Here is a 17,132-nt window from a genome sequence, read left to right as displayed (position 1 = left end):
ATATTAGGCTGGGTTGGGTATATCAATAAATTCGGCATTAAGGGATGTATGCGCTGACAAATATTCAGCGATGGCTTTAGCCCCATAACGCTCAGTCGCATGATGGCCTGCACTGTAGAAATGTATACCCATCTCACGGGCGATATGGATCGTTTGCTCTGATACCTCACCGGTAATAAAGGCATCTATACCCTGCTGCGCAGCAGCTTCAATGTAACCTTGGCCGCCCCCTGTGCACCAAGCGACTGTATTGATTGGTAAACTATTTACATTTTCATGTAGGGGTACGCGGCCTAATAACGTATTGAGTTTATCGGCGAGTGCAGTGGGAGTAAGCGCAGGTTCAAACTTACCCTGCATAACAATCCCTTGTGGCCCTGAATTAACCCTCAAAGGCTCAACTTGTGAAGCTCCCAATAACTTTCCAAGCTGGGCATTATTACCCAACGAAGGGTGAATATCTAAAGGCAAATGGTAGGCGAAAAGATTAATATTATATTTTAACAGCGCTGCAATTCTATTTTTTTTCATGCCACAGATGTTGGCTGTCTCACCTTTCCAAAAAAAACCATGATGAACGAAGATGGCATCCGCTTTTAGCTCAATTGCCTGATCAATTAATGCTTGGGAGGCTGTAACAGCGCAGACTATTTTAGCGACATCTCCTTTACCTTCAATCTGTAAGCCATTGGGGCAAAAATCGTTGACTTGTTGTGGTAGCAGTAAGTCATCGAGATATGTCAATAATCGAAAATTATTCATACTCATTTTATTCGTATCCTAAACTACACTCTTGCTAAATTAGCGTCGGTAAGCATGATACTTACCCTTAAAAACCCGCTTTATTATAAGGTAATTTTATCTGAGTAACAGTTTTAGGTTACGACCAATAGCCCACTGTATTGGAAATTATTTTGCCTGGTTAAACGCGGCCAGAAAACCTTTAAATTGCGCCTTTGTGCGCGTCACTGACGCTTTATGTTCTACGATGGGTAAACAATACCCTAAGCGCTGAACATCACAGTACTTGCTGGGTTCATGTATTTGCTTTGGGGTGAGCTTCGACAATTCAGGCAACCAAGTTTTGATAAAGAATCCTTGGGGGTCGAATCGTTGGCTTTGTGTTGTGGGATTGAAAATACGGAAATAAGGAGCAGCATCAGTACCAACAGATGCGCTCCATTGCCATCCACCATTGTTAGATGCGTAATCCCCATCAATTAGCTGACTCATAAAATAATCTTCAGCCCACTGCCAAGGCAACAATAAATGTTTACAATAAAAACTGGCAACAATCATTCGTAAACGGTTGTGCATCCAACCTGTTTCTTTTAGCGCTATCATTGCCGCATCAACGATTGGATAGCCCGTTTTCCCCTCTTTCCATGCCGTAAAGTGATCTTGATTGGTTTCCCACTTGAAATGCTGATAATGCTTTTGAAATGGTAAACCACGACTGACATGAGGAAAGTGATACATCACGTAGCGGTAAAAGTCTCGCCATGCCACTTCCTTGAGCCAGGTATATGCCCCATGATCAGGTGTCAACGCCTCTTCACCGTAACTCTGTAATACATGAAATAAGCATTGAACCGGGCTCAGGGCACCAATTGATAAGTAAGGTGAAACTTTACTGGTACCATCGACACTAGGGATATCACGATTAGTTGGATAATCTGGCGCAAACTCATTAATGAACACGTTCATTTTTTTAATAATGTCTTGATCGGTTGATGGCCACAGATGTGCATTGTTGTCAGTCTGTGGAGACTCATTAAACGTGCGAAAATGCTCGTCACTGCTGATAAAGCCACTGTCTTGCGCCTTGGTTATTTCAGGAACACCAGGTAACTGTTGCGTCACCTTTTCTAACCAGCGTTTAAAATATGGAGTGAACACCTTATAAGGGGTGTTTTGCAGATTCATAATTTCACTTGGCTTGACCAAACATGTGTCATGGAACATCGCCAATGTAATCTCTTTTTCATTACACGCTTGTTTTACGGCTTTATCTCTTTGGCGCTCGTCCCATTCATATTCAGCATTGCAATAAATATGGCTAACATTTTCTTGCTCACACAATTGGACCAATTCACTGGTAACGCCATCATAACTGTCAGTATGCAACACGCGGAGGGTAATATTACGCTGCTTTAAATCTTCTTTTAAAAACGCCAATCGTTGATAAATCAAATCGATTTTAACTTGAGCCAGGTTGTATTTTGTCCATTGAGCTTGGGGGATGCAGTAGACAGCGATAACTTTATCGTGATTAGCGATGCCATAATCGATTGGACTATGCCACTTACTGCGAAGATCGCTTCTTAACCATACCAATGCTGTCACGCTAGTTCCTTAATACTAAGATAAATTAACAATTCGTATACGATAGATGAGCCAAAGACGATCACTCATTTATATGTAAATACTGGTTCAAAACGTTAATGGGTATACTAGCGCCCATAACAAAGGTGAGGAAAATGTGCCACAAGGTATAAACAACCATGAGACAAAATAGATGCAAAAAAAAGCCTTGTCATTTGACAAGGCCTTTCCTTTAAAAGTTAAAAGTTAAAAGTTGTACTTGGCTTTAACATAGTAAAAACCACCATTGTAATCATAGGGACCACTTTCATAATATTGACCTCCTACCGCTGCATATGAACTCGCTGGTAGCTCTTCTGCTTCACGGTCGAATAAGTTACTTGCGCCAACCGATAAGGTGATTTGATCAGTAACAAAATAACTCATCTCAGCATCAAAGGTAGCACTGCTACCTGCAGTCTGGTTCCAACCGCCTTCTGCAGCGTCATCAGCGTGCACCGCAAAGTATTCGCCGAAGTAATTCATACGCACAAATGCACTCACCATGTCCCAGATTTGCGATACAGTGAAGGTCGCTCTGTGATGAGGGATCCCATCTTCTAACAAACGTACTTTGCCATCGCTAGTCGTAAGTGGATTAAATTTTTCTACTTCAGTTTCATTCCAGTTATAGGCTAAGGAGAATTTTGTGTCTCCTGAATCAAATATTGAGTGTGAATAGTTTGCAACTAAATCTAAACCTTGTGTTTTAGTATCGAAGTCGTTGGCAAAGTAGGTTACTGCTGAAATAAGCTCAGGATTTTGCACACCCAAATTTCTTAACTCTTCATAATCTTCAGCCAGTACATCAATCTTACTGGACTGCGCAATACGATCTTCAACAGTAATACTGTATAAATCAGCGCTCATAAAGAAATCACCTGCCTGATAAACCACACCAAAAGCATAACTTTGTGAGTCTTCTGGGCTCAACTCTTTACCGCCGTAGAATGCTGATAAAGTATCTGTAGGCGGAGCCAAGAAACTCTGTATAAGATCGCCACCCACTATTGATGTTTGAGTGTTGACAACATTCGCTTGACCAACCGTTGGGGCCCTAAAACCAGTGCTAGTAGAAGCACGTAGTGAAAGCTCGTCAGTAACTGAGTATTGTAGGGTTAACTTGTAATTAGTGGTGTCTCCAAAGGTGGTGAAATCTTCATAACGCAACGCAGCACCAACCAAAAAGTCTTCAGTTAGGTAGGCTTCAACATCTACATATGCACCGATACTGCGGCGGGTGTTTGTTCCTTGAGCTTCAGGACCGAAGCCTTTAAAGCCGTGAGAACCAATATTAAAACCTTGAGAAGCGTAGTCCCCTGCTTTCCATGAAGACTCTTCACCCGCAACGATTTCAAATGACTCTTCTCGCCATTCAAGTCCGCCCGCAACGTTTAATGAGTCGATAGAGTCCACGTCAATTTGCTTAGACAAATCTAAATTGAACATTTTCTCCAGTTGAATATATTTTCCAGTGTCAAATTCAGTAGGAGTCTCTAACCCAAGTGATGGGTTTAACGTGTTACTCAAATTGAAAGACGATTCGCTACGACCCACAGAGCCGCTCAAGTCAAAATGAGCACCAGATAAAAATCCACTTTTCAATTCGCCTTCAACGCCCATCACTAATGACGTATCCGTTATATTACCGCCAAATGCTGGTGTATAACCACCAGGGAAGATTTGGTTCATTGAGAAACAGTTTGGATCCGCTACCATGTCCAAGTACGCAGTTGACGCCAAAACATTGCCATCTATAAACGTTCCATCGGATTGTGCTATTTTTGGAATTGGGACTGACGCGCAAGTTCTCTCACCGCCAGCAGCTTCACCAACATCCCCTACCAACAAAGTTTCACCGTCATCGTTCGAATAAACTTGTCCGCGGTTATGAGGGTTTCGATAATAAAACCCTCCGATTATATCGCGTTCAGAATAGTTACCAAACATATAGAATTTTTTATCATCGCCGAGATCCAAACCCACATTACCAAATAAACTGATGTCGTCATTTATCTCTGGATTACCCCAAATTTGTGCAGGGTTGCCAACAGCGGTATTGCCTTGAGTGATAAGGTTAGCCGCATCAGGACGTTGTGCACTTCGACTGGTAGCATCTGCATTTTTAAGTTGAAAACTTAAATTAGCGTATCCATCTTTGGTAAACGGTAAGCCTACGTTCCCTTCGACTGTGGTGGTAGCACCGTCGCCCTCAAAATACTCACCTCGTTTAACGGACAATGAACCACCATCTGCATCGTCTTTTAATACAAAGTTCATAACACCGGCGATAGCATCAGAGCCGTATTGGGCTGCTGCACCGTCTCGTAATACTTCAACTTGCTTTAATGCTGAACTAGGAATAACCGAAATATCTGGCCCTTGAGCACCATCATTAATGCCCCCACCTTGGAAGGCAATAACGGATGCACGATGGCGACGTTTTCCGTTAACCAACACTAGCGTACTGTCCGAAGACAATCCACGTAAGTTAACAGGACGTATAAGCGTAGCTGCATCAGAGATGGGTTGTGCACGGGCGGTAAAAGAAGGAACTGAGCTAACTAACATATCTAACATATCACTTGATGCAGATTTGCCTAATTCATCTCCCCCAATAATATCAATTGGAACAGGAGAGTCTGCAACTGAGCGAGGAGCTGAGCGGCTTCCTACCACAGCGATTTTTTCCACATCTGCGCTGTCGTCTTTCACTTGTTGAGCATATACAGGGGTTATCGCTGTCACTGCAACGGCAGCGGAGGTAGCGATAACATAGCGAATACTTTTAGTTAATTTGTTTATTGACGTGTTCATTTATTATCCAACTTTATTATGTTTTTTCGCGTATATCCGCTTTTTATTAGTTTTTTGTCAGCGGGTGCTGGTTGATATTACGCGGTTAAGAATTCAGTAAAAACTGTCCGGTTAGTATTGAATTGCATATTATTTATAACGATAAAGAGTTGAACTTACAAACACATTGCTTGGTCAAATGGCTCACAAGGCCACTAACAGAATAATTCACCGAAAAGTTTATTAAAATGTTATTTTTATGCTGTTAATGTAAATTTTACGATATTTTTAGGGCGTTAAATTTAACCAGTATTGTCTTCCGGTAAAAAAAATACCGACTAAATGTCGGCATTTTTTGTAAGAAATTAATCTTTGGTCTAATTGTTTATTTAGCAATAATTTGGGTTTTGCTCCACAAGCGCATAAGTGTATTGGTAACCCCCTTGCTAACTGAAATGCCGAATCGCTCAGCGAGGTTCTTTTTAACGGCATATTTTACCGAATATATTTTTTTGTTGCTGTTAGTTGCGAGTAAAAAATCATCAGACGTCTGGATATGATCGACCAATCCCATTTCGAGTGCTTTAGTGCCATACCAATATTCACCGGTTGCCACCGTATCTATTGCTAATGAAGGTCGATGTTCTTGTACAAAACCCTTAAACATTTGATGAACGTCTTCGAGTTCACTTTTGAATTTCTCTCGCCCTTCATCATTGTTTTCACCAAACATCGTCAATGTACGCTTAAACTGCCCTGCCGTATGTTGTTCAAATTCAATATCATTTTTCTTTAATAATTTATTAAAGTTTGGGATTTGAGCGATAACACCAATTGACCCTATAATGGCAAATTTAGCAGCAAGCACTTTGTCAGCAACGCAGGCCATCATATACCCACCGCTTGCTGCCACTTTATCGACAGAGACAGTAAGTGGAATGCTTTTATCTTTCAAACGCTGTAATTGTGATGCAGCGAGTCCGTAACCATGCACTACGCCGCCACCACTTTCTAGTCGTACAAGCACTTCATCCTTTGGCCCAGCGATACAAATGATAGCGGTGACCTCCTCACGCAGGTTTTCTACCTCATGAGCATCCATGGAACCATCAAAGTCAATAACATACAGATTGCCCTTGGCATCTTCATCAGTTTTATTTTTTGCCTCTTTTTTAGCAGCCTTATCGGCCTTCTTTTGTTCTTTATTTTTCTTCTTGAGTTCTTCTTTGGTGCAAATTAAATGATTAACACTGTCTTTAATATCATCTAAACGATCTGAAATAGAATCTATCTCAAGATTGCCTTTAGGGTGTTTTTGCTTGCTGATGAGTCCTACCACCCCGCCAACAACCAGTAATATGGCAACAACGATGGTTACTGCTTTGGCTATAAATAGCCCGTATTCATACAAAAATTCCAAACTACATGCTCCTAAGCTTTAACTATCTAAGCGATATTGGGACTAATTACTAAAAAAAAAGCTAGGCACAGCCTAGCTTTTAACGTTTATTGTAGCGCTTTAGTTAGCGACAACGTCTTCATTTGCAATAACAACACTCTTACCGTCCGTTAAAAAGTATTGAACCGCTTCGTTTTGCAACTCAGTTGTTGCAGCTAAACTCGGCGTAGGACGGAATAAAGATTGGTGCTCACCCGTTGAGAATTGAACTACTGCATTCTGCGGCGTATCACTTTCAATAGTTGATGATACTTGCGTTAAGCCCATTACCTGAGAAAGGGCAATACCACCCGATAATGGCAACGACGTAACAACAGGATTAACCTGATCAGTCAGTGCAATCTCGCCATCATCATTTATTCCACCACCTACCATTAGCTGCATTAAAGTCGGTGTATTTGAACCTAAACGCTGTGCATAGTTAATAGGATCGCCGGCATCCAATATTGCTTGGGCAGCAAAAATAAACTGGCTAAAGGTAGCATTAATTTCAGCACGCTGTTCGTCATCAATAGCGGCGTAAAATGCAGTATACGCAGGACGGATAGCCGCTTCTAATTCGAGTGAATTAGCCGTAGCATATTGCGTTAAAAATGCCGCGAAATCAGTGGAAGATGCCGCTAACAATGAGCCTTTAATCAAAGGTCCAAAATCAGCAGATTCAAATAAGAAATTGGCGACGCCACCAGATGGCACGTTTAACACTGCGGTATTAATGGTAAACATATCGCTAAAGGGCGCGAAATCTCCTTCAAATGGCGTATTCGCATTAGCAACTGTGTTGGTACCTGAAATTGATCCTAAACTCTGGGCAATGAAATGCACTTTAGAGGTATCTAAATCAACTATACCTGACGCATCGTTAATTGCGTTAAGTGCCAAACGTAAACCAAGGGTGTCTGTAGCACTTTGACGTAAATTATCACGTGCCGACAATAAACCCGCTAAGTTCATATAATCAGTAGCTGAATGAGAGGATGCATTAACAACAGTGCCGTCTTCTAAAGTAAATCCACGAGAACCATGTAATGGATGATCAATCGCAACAGAGGCGAGCCCTGCAAGTGAAAGCGCCGCAGAAATGGTTAACGCATTTTCCTTTGAGCCGGTGATACCATGTTGAACAATCACCACAGGCCACCCGTCCTGAGGTTTGGTAGGTAAATCAACACCGGTTGCCTCTGATAACATTGCTAAAACAGTTTCATCAGGCACGGTAAATTGTACGCTTAATGTTTCTGTACCCGCTTCGTTGTATCCGGTCGTATCATCATCGGAGTTAGTCCCTTGGGCAACAGGTAACGGATTAAACTTTGTTAAATTACGAGGGTCGTCTATTCCTTGTGAAGATAAATCTAAATCTCGCAAAAGACCATCTGACGCTAATTGACAGAAATCATCATTTGCTCCAAGTGCTCCGGCTTGCACTAATGCACCTACCGTTTCTTCACCCATAAGCTGTAAAGTAGCCCCACTTGTACAAGCTGCACGCCACCAGTCACCTAAAGGATTGGTTGTACTTGAGTAATAAGGTAATTTCACTTCGCCGACTAAGCGCTTGGCAGCACATAGCGGTCCAGCAAACGTCATGGCACTCGTCAAATCAGCGCTCGCATTAGTACCGGCGGCAGAAACCGCAGTGAATAACTCAACACATGTACCTAAGCCCTCTGCCTGCAACGTGGTATATGTATCGCCTAGTTGAGAGCCTAGGGCTTCAAACGCATTGGAAATATCGTCGGTTGACACATTTAATTGCGGTAAATACCCGCGAGCGACAGCAGATGAAGTGGCTAAGTCACCGCCAGTCGCGGCCATCGTTGCCGCAAATGCTTGCGCGTAACCTGCGATCTGTAATTGCTTAACGGAATCCATTACGGTGCCGGTAGATACAGTAGAAAAATAAGCCGCATAAGAGATCGCATCGCGCTCAATGCCAGCGGGGATTACGATATTAACCAAACTATTGACTAAGCCTTGTAGCTGCAATTGCTCGTCAGTTGAAAGCGGTAAGGTGTTGATATCCTGGCGGGCAAGTTCCCATGAGCTTGAACCCTTAACGCTCTTGCCGTCGGTATCAAGCAGTGCGTCGGTAACAACCAACATATAGCCTTGGCCAGCATCTAATGGTTTAAGAGGAATAATCCCGACTGAACCTGATTCAGCGGTATAAGAGGTAACAAAATCTACACCGTAAACTAACTCTTCGCCCAACTCGCATGGAACGCCAGGTGCCGGTGATGCTGTTGCTATCGCTTGGCATGTTGCCGACGTCCCCTCTAAAGCTTGAGTCGCTTTGAATAATTTTATCGACGAACCGTTTACACTATTCGCGTCAATATCAAGGTCAGTAGGTAATGTAACCCTAACTGCGAATGGGTTTTGTGTTGACCAACCATCTAACGCACTCAATGCATGCTCAGGGTTTGCACCATCGAATGTTTCGTCACCTTCAGTATTTAAAGTAAAGTCAAAAAAATTACCATTTGGCAGCATAAGTAAATCATTTGGCAAATTCAAATCACTATTAGCGGGGTCAAATACAACCCTTGCAAACGGTTTTTCAACGGGTGTGTTTGTCTCTATATCTGCTACGGAGTCTCCATTGCAGCCTGTCAGCCCTAAAACAGCAGCAATGCTCACACTAAGCAAAAGTTTATTCATTGTATTTCCCTACCTCTTTATTATTTGAATGGCCAAGCATGTTGTCGAAATCAATTTTGTCTATGCATTTTTGTTGTCAATATAATTAACACGTTAGACCAGTCTATTGATGATTAATCTTATGTAGTTTGATATTGATTTGCAAAGGATTGTTAATAACATGTAACTTAAAATAATCCAGTCTTCCGAGACTATTTGGTAGGATATTTTCACATCTAAATGATAAAATCAGCAAAATTTACTTAAATAAATAATATATGTTTGATTTTCAACCAACATCTGGCCTATTGGCGGCAAAAACAATATTAGTTACTGGTGCTGGCGATGGCATTGGTAAAGAAGCGGCTCTGCAATTTGCTAAATATGGCGCGACCGTTATATTACTCGGTAAGACGGTGAGTAAACTAGAAGCGGTATACGACATGATTTTGGCTCAAGGTGGAAAAGAGCCTGCCATTGTCCCGTTGGATCTTATGGGGGCTACGCCTCAACATTATCGCGACATGGCGAGTACCATTGAAGATCAATTCCCAAGCCTTGATGGTGTGCTACACAACGCGAGCGTTTTGGGCCATCTAGAGCCATTCGAACAGATAAGCGAAGATGATTGGAACAAGGTAATGCAAGTCAATGTGAATAGTCAGTTCTTTATGACACAAGCTTTGATACCTGTGCTGAAAAAATCACTTAGTGCATCGATAATATTCACAACCTCGAGCGTGGGTTTAAAGGGCCGTGCTTATTGGGGAAGTTATGCCATTTCAAAATTTGCAACCCAAGGCATGATGGAAGTGATTGCTGATGAAAACGCAAATACCTCAATTAGAGCGAATTGTATTAACCCTGGTGGCACTCGCACAAATATGCGAGCCCAAGCTTTTCCAGCTGAAGATCCTAATAAATTAAAGACCCCCGCCGATATTATGCCACTTTATATTTACTTAATGAGCGATCACAGTAAGCATGAAACAGCTAAGACATTTCACGCACAACCTAAATAGAAACACATAAACATTGAATGAAATGAAAAAGCCCCGAGCATATACAATATGATCGGGGCTTTTTTTGAAACGATAAAATATTGCAGCTAAATATTTATCACTTAATCGCCAATTTTAGCCCAAGTATCGCGCAGACCAACCGTGCGATTAAACACCAACTTTTCTGAGGTGCTGTCTTTATCGAAACAGAAATACCCCGTGCGCTCAAACTGATAAGCATGAATTTCATCTGGAACTAACTCAACAGACGTTAGACTAGGTTCAACCCAACCTTGTTTGATGGTCAGCGAGTTCGCGTTGATACATGCAGAAAAATCTTCTTCCGCCACTGGGTTGGCGACGGAGAAAAGGCTGTCATATAAACGAATTTCTGCAGCAACAGCGTGTGCGGCAGAAACCCAATGGATAACCCCTTTCACTTTACGACCATCAGCTGGGTCTTTACCCAATGTATCTGCGTCGTACTCACAGTAAATCGTTGTGACATTACCTTGCTCGTCTTTTTCTACCCGTAATGCTTTGATCACATAGGCATTGCGTAAGCGAACTTCCTTGCCCAACACTAAACGCTTAAATTTCTTGTTGGCTTCTTCACGAAAATCTTCAGCTTCGATATAAATCTCTCGAGAAAAAGGCACCTCTCGGCTGCCCATTTCTGGACGATTTGGGTGATTTGGCGCGACTAGCGTCTCAGAGTTATCTTGGGGATAATTCTCAATAATAATTTTAACAGGCTCTAATACTGCCATTGCGCGAGGCGCATTTTCGTTCAATTCATCACGTAAGGGAGCTTCAAGCATCCCCATTTCAACCATATTATCCATTTTGGTTACGCCGATACGTTTACAAAACTCACGAATTGAAGCGGCAGTGAAACCTCGACGACGAAGACCTGCAATAGTGGGCATACGAGGGTCGTCCCAACCATTAACATATTCTTCTTCAACTAGCTGAATAAGCTTACGTTTACTTAAAACAGTGTATTCAAGGTTAAGTCTAGAGAATTCGTATTGACGAGGCACAACATCAATTGTGATGTTTTCCAGTACCCAATCGTACAGGCGACGATTGTCTTGGAATTCCAATGTACATAAAGAATGGGTTATTCCCTCAATGGCATCTGAAATACAATGAGTAAAATCGTACATGGGATAAATACACCACTTGTCACCAGTTTGATGATGGTGAGCAAATTTCACCCGATATAACGCGGGATCGCGCATACACATAAATGGTGACGCCATATCAATTTTAGCGCGCAGCAAACATTCGCCTTCTTTGTACTCACCGTTTCTCATCTTACTAAACTGACTGATATTTTCCTCGATAGAGGTATCACGATAAGGACTGTTAGAACCAGGGCGCGTGAGAGTGCCACGCATTTCGCGTACTTGCTCTTGATTTGAAAAATCAACGTAAGCTAAGCCTTTCTCAATCAACTCAATAGCAAAAGCATGTAATTGATCGAAATAATTGGATGAATAACGGGCTTCGCCCTGCCAATTAAAACCAAGCCATTTTACGTCTTTTTTAATGGCATTAACGTAATCAATATCTTCCTTGTCAGGATTGGTATCATCAAAGCGCAAGTTACACTGGCCTTGATAATCCTCGGCGATACCAAAGTTCAAACAAATAGACTTGGCATGGCCTATATGCAGATAACCATTTGGCTCCGGCGGAAACCGTGTATGAACCTGCTTATGTAAACCAGATTGCAGATCTTTATCGATGATTTGACGAATGAAATTGGTCGGACGACTCTCGGTCTCGGCCATTAATAATTACCCCTACGCTAGCACTTTGAAAACAGCGGATATTATACCAGTATTCTTCCTTGGCAAAGTCCTTTTATTACCTGAAACACCAATGAAATATATCTTCGGCGTCATAATAGTACAGATTATAAATACGCAAAATCAATTACTTAAGTTTGAGGATGATATAGCTATTGCTACAAACTTGATTAAATTTAGTTGCGGATTTCAGTGGCTTGCTAGTGTATAACTCTTATTTACATTTGGTATATCGTTCTTGTGTCGTCGAATAAGGTCAGAGGTAATGAAAGAAAAAGCTACATCGTTCGATATAGCCCATCAAGCAGGTGTATCGCAGTCTACGGTGTCACGGGCACTTCGAAATAGTCCGTTGGTTAACAAGGAAACCCGCGAAAAAGTACAAGCAATTGCGCGGGAGCGAAATTACAAGGTTGATAAAAATGCCAGCAATCTTAGGCGTCAGCATAGTAAGACCTTAGCGCTGTTATTATTTGAAGATCCTACGTCCGACAACTCTCTTATTAATCCGTTTTTTTTATCTATGCTGGGTAGCATTACCCGTGCGTCTGCTAAGGCGGGTTACGATTTACTGATCTCTTTTCAAAACTTAAGTGACGACTGGCATGCTGACTACGAAGATTCCAATAAAGCGGACGGTATTATATTACTTGGTTACGGTGATTATACCGAATACTGCACCAAACTAAGTCAGTTAGAGGCGCAGCATACCCATTTTGTTAGATGGGGTGCGCTAGATGATGAGCATCCAGGCGTATCTATTGGTTGCGATAATTTTCAAGGAGGCTACGACATTACCCAACATTTATTAGGCTTAGGTCGACGTAGATTCGCCTTTATTGGAGGTGCTGACATCCGCTCTCCGGAATTCTTCGCGCGCTATAACGGCCACCAAAAAGCACTTAAGCTCGCTAATGTGGAACAAAAAGCGGTGCAGCAAGATGCTATTTCAACCGAAGATTCTGGCTATGAAGCCACATTGACGTTATTAAAAAACCACCCACATATTGATGCAATCGTGTGTGCTAGCGATCTAATCGCCATCGGTGTACTAGGTGCACTTCGCGCTAATAATATCGCTATCCCTGAACAGATTGCCGTTGTTGGTTTTGATAATGTGCCAGTGGCTAGCTTCGCCAATCCAGCATTGACCACAGTAAAGCAAGATACAATTTTAGCCGGTGAGATATTGGTCGATAGTTTACTTAAACTAATAGCCGGTGAGAAAGTAGAACATTATCTTATGCCAGTTGATCTAGTTGTACGACAATCAAGCGGAGCCTAGCGGCTCCACTTTTTTATACTATTTAAATTTCATCAATCGTGTTAATTCTTTTAGCATTAAGGGGTCTGTTACTTGACCTTCATGTACCCAGACCTTAACGCTGTGGCCATCAACAATGCTAATTAAAGCACTACCTTCTTTCAGATCTTGGCTTTCTTCCTTAAAGCGGACTTCTGACCATAGACCACTTTGCAAATATTTAGTTATCTTAAAACGATATGCGTCATCACCTTTATTAAGTAAAACCAATGCAGTTTGCGCCATATCATCACGTTGTATTACGCGGAAAAATGCCGCATGTTCACCCGAAAATTCAAGGTTTACCTGTAATCCATTTTGCAGCGCAGGCAGCGATTTTCTAACGTTAGCAATTGCGGATAGTTGTGAGTGTATTGGATGGGTTTTCGCCCTATCAATATTCTCTTGCCCCAAGTAGTTGCGGTTACCCTGGTGCTCAGCTTTACCGCGCATAAACCCCATTTCTGACCCTTGGTAAACAACAGGAATTCCGCGACTGGTAAAAAGCCAATTGTTGGCGTCAATAAAACCGTTATCCGTTGCGTCCATTCGTGGCATATCATGGTTATCGTAAAAAGTGGTTAATTCGTAAGGATTGGCGTAAGGCCCATGTGTTAAGTGCAAGTACGATAACAACTGGCTGTAATCACTATCAGGGGATTGAAATACACTGGTGATGGCCTTTTGACCGGGGAAATCTAAAACGCTTATCCCTCCATTTTTAGTCAGTGTATGTTGGGCAATGAAATTGGCGTTGTAATCATAACTTTCGGCAAACATAAAAAAGTCTGGATGAACGGCACGCACTCGTGCAGCCATCTCTTGCCAAAAGTGATGAGGGACGTGTTTAATCGTGTCGATACGAAAAGCATCAGCTCCCTGCTCTATCCAATATAAATAAGAATTAATTAGATAATTTCGAAGAGCCTCATTATCTTCATTCAAATTAGACAATTGCATGATGTCAGGTGTGTTGTGATAGAAACGATGTAAGGGATTGTAGGGGTCAAGTTGCTCTGGAGGCAGGTTCTGGTGATCAGCAACTAATTGTCCATTTTGGTCGTAAAGCTGACCAAATTTTGGCTGCTTCATTGGCATCGTAAATGAGGGAGAACCATGATTTGCGACTACATCAAATACTGTTTTCAATCCATATTGCTGGCGCATTTCATCAGTATAGTTTTTATAGCTCAGAGCAGCGGATGGATAGTGCTCATCAATTTTGTAAAAATTTGCAGCCCAGTAACCGTGATACCCCGTTTTACCACCGTCTTTAAACGCACCACCATAGCCAATCGATTCACCACCAGAAAATTGTTGATCTGGGTTGTCCACTATTGGCGTTAGCCAGACCGCAGTAAAGCCCATATCACTAATGTACTGTGCGTTGTTTAATACGCCTTTTAAGTCTCCGCCTAAGTAACCGACATTAGCCTTTGCGCCATTTTGTCCATAAAGCGGTAAGTCGAAGCTAGGAAGACTCCCACCTTGCTCTGGATAATTATTACTTTCGTCGCCATCGACAAAGCGGTCAGTCATCACGAAATAAACCGCTTCTTTTACAAATGGATTGTTAGTTCCGTAAAATTGCGCGGTCTCTTGTATATGTGTGGGCTTAGCCATGTTGTTGTGTGTGGTACCGCACCCAGCAAGGACGATTGCGAACGCTAATCCAGTTACACCTGTGCAAATATGATTAGCAGTAAAATACTCAGTTGAATACATCTTCATAAATCGTTTGGTCCCATCCGGCTATTGTGGAATTTTAACACGCAGAGTCATAACACCTGCAATCAACATACTGCAACCACCTATGACTAAAGCAAATATAGGTTGGTTATCAAATACTTTGCTTATCAGAAAACCTAAGATACTGGCTGCGAGTATCTGGGGAATAACGATAAAAAAATTGAATATACCCATGTAGACCCCCATTTTGTTACTCGGTAGCACATTCGCTAATATGGCATAAGGCACGGATAAAATAGACGCCCAAGCGAAACCCACGCCTACCATAGATAATACCAACCAAGCAGGATCGCGAACAAACCAGAATGAGATAAATCCAATTCCGCCTAAGGTCAAGTTAATCATATGGGCATATTGTAAGTTGAGTTTTCGTACCACAAATGGAATAACGATGGCGGCGATGATAGATACACCATTGTACGTCGCCATCAATATTGACACCCAATCTGCACCTTCGTTATAGGCTAAAGTACTTGTGTCTCTAGTACCATAATGATGTGACGTTACCCCAGAGTTGGTATAAATCCACATAGCAAATAGTGGAAACCATGAGAAAAACTGAACCACTGCTAGTTGACGCATCGCTTGGGGCATAGCAAACAGATCGCCGAGCACTTGGGCAAATCCATTTTTAGTATGGCTTTTATGGACCATATAACTGCCAATAAATTGGCATAAACCAAACGCTATTAGCCCCCCAGCCAGAATATATAAGTTTTTATCTAATGCTTCGATGTTAATAAAGATGATAGCCAACAGTATCAAACCAATCACGGTAAAGGCGCTGCCTCCCATTAAATACTGCTTTGCACTTCTGGCAGAAACAATAGGGGGATTATACGCACTGATTTGGGCCTGTGCGGCTTCAAACGCTGCTAACTTTTCAGGTGAATATTCTTTGGTTGACACCACTGTCCACAGCACAGCGACGAAGAATATACTGCCACCCGCATAGAACGAAAACTTTACTGAATCGGGCACTACGCCAGGTTCGGCAATATTCGATATATCAAACCAATTCGTCATCATCCAAGGCAACGCAGAAGCGACTACCGCCCCTACGCCAATAAAGAAGGTTTGCATTGCATAGCCAGTAGCACGCTGTTTAGGTGGAAGCATATCTCCTACAAATGCTCGAAATGGTTCCATGGAAACATTAATAGACGCATCCATTATCCAAAGCATACCAGCAGCAAACCACAAGGTTGGAGAATTTGGCATAATAAACAAAGCGCCACTCGCCGCAATGGCACCCCATAGGAAATAAGGACGCCTACGCCCCAATCGGTTCCAAGTATTATCACTTAGATAACCAATAATAGGCTGGATGATTAAACCAGTAATAGGCGCGGCGACCCATAAAACAGCTAAATTGCTGTAATCGGCGCCAAGGGATTCAAATATCCGGCTTACGTTGGAATTCTGCAAAGCAAAACCAAATTGAATGCCGAGAAAGCCAAAGCACATATTCCAAATTTGCCAAAAGCTTAACTGTGGTTTTGTTTGCTGCATGTATGTGTCTCTTTAAAATACTTATTATTAGAAGGCAAATTACAGGCGTTTACGTGCTCGCACAATAACGTTCCGTTAGCTAAAAAAAGCGTGATTGATATACACGCAGGATTAGTCTTATTGGTCAGGGCGATCTATGTTAATAAATAGTTAGTCGCCGTAGTTGTAAGACTATCCTTTGTAACAATATGGAAACAAGTTTTTGCATACGTATTCAGCCCTGTTCACGGTTATTAAGGTTGAGATGCGCGGGGTAAATATCGGTATATTCACTAGATTATGAATAAACCTAGCGGCGAGTGATCAACGTTTAACGCGATATTACAGAATGATTTTAAACCAGATTTTTTTTGCTAGGACGTACGAGTACTGCTAATCGAAGATTAACGCGGTAGACCAGTTGGTTACATAAGATGTGTGTCACGAGTGGCATAATATCAATGTAGTATTATGCCAAATTCAATATTGCACTACTCGTGGTAATTAAC

General features: G+C 42.0%; 10 protein-coding genes. 2 read left to right on the top strand and 8 right to left on the bottom strand.

Annotated elements, in window-relative coordinates; all coding sequences use genetic code 11:
• Positions 1-3: 3 nt before the first annotated feature.
• The 5 genes from GQR89_RS10025 to GQR89_RS10005 all read right to left on the bottom strand — a co-directional run bounded on the left by GQR89_RS10025 (position 4) and on the right by GQR89_RS10005 (position 9,283).
• Positions 4-768 carry a Nif3-like dinuclear metal center hexameric protein gene (locus tag GQR89_RS10025; protein WP_158769915.1) on the bottom strand — a complete coding sequence of 255 codons (765 nt, stop codon included), beginning with the start codon at positions 766-768 and terminating at the stop codon, positions 4-6.
• A gap of 141 nt (positions 769-909) precedes the next feature.
• Entirely contained in the window at positions 910-2,346 is a 1,437-nt protein-coding gene (locus GQR89_RS10020; RefSeq protein ID WP_158769914.1) for a deoxyribodipyrimidine photo-lyase, read from the bottom strand.
• 225 nt (positions 2,347-2,571) lie between these two features.
• Positions 2,572-5,181 (bottom strand): TonB-dependent siderophore receptor, encoded by a 2,610-nt coding sequence (locus tag GQR89_RS10015; RefSeq protein WP_158769913.1) that lies wholly within the window; start codon positions 5,179-5,181, stop codon positions 2,572-2,574.
• A 364-nt stretch (positions 5,182-5,545) separates the two neighbouring features.
• Positions 5,546-6,580 (bottom strand): protease SohB, encoded by a 1,035-nt coding sequence (sohB, locus tag GQR89_RS10010; RefSeq protein WP_158769912.1) that lies wholly within the window; start codon positions 6,578-6,580, stop codon positions 5,546-5,548.
• A 99-nt stretch (positions 6,581-6,679) separates the two neighbouring features.
• Positions 6,680-9,283, bottom strand: a complete 2,604-nt coding sequence (locus tag GQR89_RS10005) for a VolA/Pla-1 family phospholipase (RefSeq protein WP_158769911.1) — start codon at positions 9,281-9,283, stop codon at positions 6,680-6,682.
• 257 nt (positions 9,284-9,540) lie between these two features.
• On the opposite strand from GQR89_RS10005, the gene GQR89_RS10000 reads away from it, so the two are divergent.
• Positions 9,541-10,284, top strand: a complete 744-nt coding sequence (locus GQR89_RS10000) for a YciK family oxidoreductase (RefSeq protein ID WP_158769910.1) — start codon at positions 9,541-9,543, stop codon at positions 10,282-10,284.
• Positions 10,285-10,385: 101 nt separating this feature from the next.
• On the opposite strand, the gene glnS is transcribed toward GQR89_RS10000, so the two are convergent.
• Positions 10,386-12,062 carry a glutamine--tRNA ligase gene (gene glnS, locus GQR89_RS09995; protein ID WP_158769909.1) on the bottom strand — a complete coding sequence of 559 codons (1,677 nt, stop codon included), beginning with the start codon at positions 12,060-12,062 and terminating at the stop codon, positions 10,386-10,388.
• Positions 12,063-12,345: 283 nt separating this feature from the next.
• On the opposite strand from glnS, the gene GQR89_RS09990 reads away from it, so the two are divergent.
• Entirely contained in the window at positions 12,346-13,365 is a 1,020-nt protein-coding gene (locus GQR89_RS09990) for a LacI family DNA-binding transcriptional regulator (protein WP_158769908.1), read from the top strand.
• A gap of 18 nt (positions 13,366-13,383) precedes the next feature.
• Here the strand turns inward: GQR89_RS09990 and GQR89_RS09985 are convergent, their stop codons facing one another.
• Both GQR89_RS09985 and GQR89_RS09980 read right to left on the bottom strand, forming a co-directional pair.
• Entirely contained in the window at positions 13,384-15,114 is a 1,731-nt protein-coding gene (locus GQR89_RS09985) for an alpha-amylase family glycosyl hydrolase (RefSeq protein ID WP_370461062.1), read from the bottom strand.
• Positions 15,115-15,135: 21 nt separating this feature from the next.
• Positions 15,136-16,644: an MFS transporter gene (locus GQR89_RS09980; RefSeq protein WP_158769907.1), complete on the bottom strand. Its 1,509-nt coding sequence runs from the start codon at positions 16,642-16,644 to the stop codon at positions 15,136-15,138.
• Between the last annotated feature and the right edge of the window lie 488 nt (positions 16,645-17,132).

The organism is Paraglaciecola sp. L1A13 (assembly GCF_009796745.1).
Classification (GTDB): domain Bacteria; phylum Pseudomonadota; class Gammaproteobacteria; order Enterobacterales; family Alteromonadaceae; genus Paraglaciecola.
Note: the sequence above shows the minus strand (reverse complement) of the source record. Positions and strands in the feature narration are given on the sequence as shown.